This window comes from Escherichia sp. AM3, from assembly GCF_032029835.1.
In the GTDB taxonomy this organism is placed as follows: Bacteria; Pseudomonadota; Gammaproteobacteria; order Enterobacterales; family Enterobacteriaceae; genus Escherichia; species Escherichia coli.
On sequence record NZ_JAVUPQ010000270.1, the window covers coordinates 1 to 1,634 of the forward strand.

Genomic DNA, 1,634 nt, shown 5'->3' on the forward strand with positions numbered 1-1,634 from the left:
CTAAAGGCTCTATTAAAATTGATATGCAAGAAACAGCAGGGTCACTTAGGATTGGCGGTCAGACAAAGCATTTTTTGGTCCATGAAACACAAGAAGAAGATGATGATCGTCGGAAAGGCAATATGACCTCAGAAATGGATGGCGCTATAGCATATGGTCATCCAGGAAAAAAAACACCATTATGGCTTGCCAGTTTAATAAGAAAGGAGACGTTATTCCTCCATAATATCCTCTGTGGTGCAAAACCTGAAGAAGATTATATTGACCTTCTCAATGGTGAGGCGGCCATGTCGGCGATTGCTACTGCTGATGCTGCCACTCTTTCAAGATCGCAGGACAGGAAAGTGAAAATCAGTGAGATCATTAAACATACATCAGTAATGTAAAAACTATACGCCTCTTGATTTAATTCAGGAGGCCTTTTATGTATGATCAAGAATTTTATCTTCGATAATCTCATAATTTTAGCAGTGCCATTTATGATAAAAACATCCCTTAAAACCAATCTAATCTTTTTCTTCCTCTGTGTATTTGTTCCCCATATGGCGTCATAATTTACGCTACGTAATACGGGATAGTTACGATACGCAGCGATAGCGCTAAGTTTTAGTTAAAATCCCCCATCAGCGGGATATGGGGATCTCTGGGAGGTTCAGGTTTTAGCATCGCGACTTTAATACGACAGACGCTGGTGACGATGATGCCAAGTAGTGACTCTTCCGAATAAGGTTCCCACTGACCAATTGGCGCGCGCTTCGCAATAAAATCTCCCTTCGCCCAGTATTGGGAAAAGTAGATACATTCAAACTGTGTACGCTGTTTCGTCTCACAGTTCACGACATTGCTGGCCGATGAGCTGACCATTGGGCCTATCCGGGCTGTCCCGATGGATATTACGCCGAAGTATGTGGGAATTGCCAGCGGATTGATGAACGCCGGTTCCGCTGTCGCCGACATTATTTCACCTATCGCCTTTGGCATTATTATCGACAAAACAGGCAACTGGAGTTTACCATTCTACGGTTCCGTCGCATTGCTTGTTATTGGTATATTCCTGACGTTCTTCATGCGTCCAGATAAGTCATTGTAAAAGTCGAATCAGGGCTGAAGTGGCACACTGAATTTGGCCACCTGAACAGAGGTGATATGCTCACCTCAGAACAACACAGGTGCTCCAATGAAAAAAAGAAATTTCAGCGCAGAGTTTAAACGCGAATCCGCTCAACTGGTTGTTGACCAGAAATACACGGTGGCAGATGCCGCGAAAGCTATGGATGTTGGCCTTTCCACAATGACAAGATGGGTCAAACAACTGCGTGATGAGCGTCAGGGCAAAACACCAAAAGCCTCTCCGATAACACCAGAACAAATCGAAATACGTAAGCTGAGGAAAAAGCTACAACGCATTGAAATGGAGAATGAAATATTAAAAAGGCTACCGCGCTCTTGATGTCAGACTCCCTGAACAGTTCTCGATAATCGGGAAACTCAGAGCGCATTATCCTGTGGTCACACTCTGCCATGTGTTCGGGGTTCATCGCAGCAGCTACAGATACTGGAAAAACCGTCCTGAAAAACCAGACGGCAGACGGGCTGTATTACGCAGTCAGGTACTTGAGCTACATGGCATCAGC

The 1,634-nt window shown here is 44.5% G+C and carries 3 protein-coding genes and 2 pseudogenes; 4 read left to right on the forward strand and 1 reads right to left on the reverse strand.

Features of this window, described 5'->3' with window-relative positions; all coding sequences use genetic code 11:
- Positions 1-386 (forward strand): annotated as a pseudogene (nanY, locus tag RTW80_RS24935) (2,7-anhydro-N-acetylneuraminate hydratase); the annotation flags it as partial.
- Between the two features lie 42 nt (positions 387-428).
- On the forward strand, positions 429-554 hold the full coding sequence (gene ythA, locus RTW80_RS24940; protein WP_000594405.1) for a protein YthA: 126 nt from the start codon (positions 429-431) through the stop codon (positions 552-554).
- A 52-nt stretch (positions 555-606) separates the two neighbouring features.
- Here the strand turns inward: ythA and RTW80_RS24945 are convergent, their stop codons facing one another.
- Positions 607-864, reverse strand: a complete 258-nt coding sequence (locus RTW80_RS24945) for a surface-adhesin E family protein (protein ID WP_000254999.1) — start codon at positions 862-864, stop codon at positions 607-609.
- Positions 865-886: 22 nt separating this feature from the next.
- Between RTW80_RS24945 and RTW80_RS24950 the strand changes: the two genes are divergently transcribed.
- Positions 887-1,090, forward strand: coding sequence for an MFS transporter (locus RTW80_RS24950; protein ID WP_000355616.1), 204 nt, complete (start codon positions 887-889; stop codon positions 1,088-1,090).
- 87 nt (positions 1,091-1,177) lie between these two features.
- Positions 1,178-1,634 (forward strand): annotated as a pseudogene (locus tag RTW80_RS24955) (IS3-like element IS911 family transposase); the annotation flags it as partial.

Excerpts from the sequence above, each read along its gene's own strand:
- ythA (WP_000594405.1), top strand. The coding sequence starts at position 429 with ATGATCAAGAATTTTATCTTCGATAATCTCATAATTTTAGCAGTGCCA.
- RTW80_RS24945 (WP_000254999.1), bottom strand. The coding sequence starts at position 864 with ATGGTCAGCTCATCGGCCAGCAATGTCGTGAACTGTGAGACGAAACAG.
- RTW80_RS24950 (WP_000355616.1), top strand. The coding sequence starts at position 887 with ATGGATATTACGCCGAAGTATGTGGGAATTGCCAGCGGATTGATGAAC.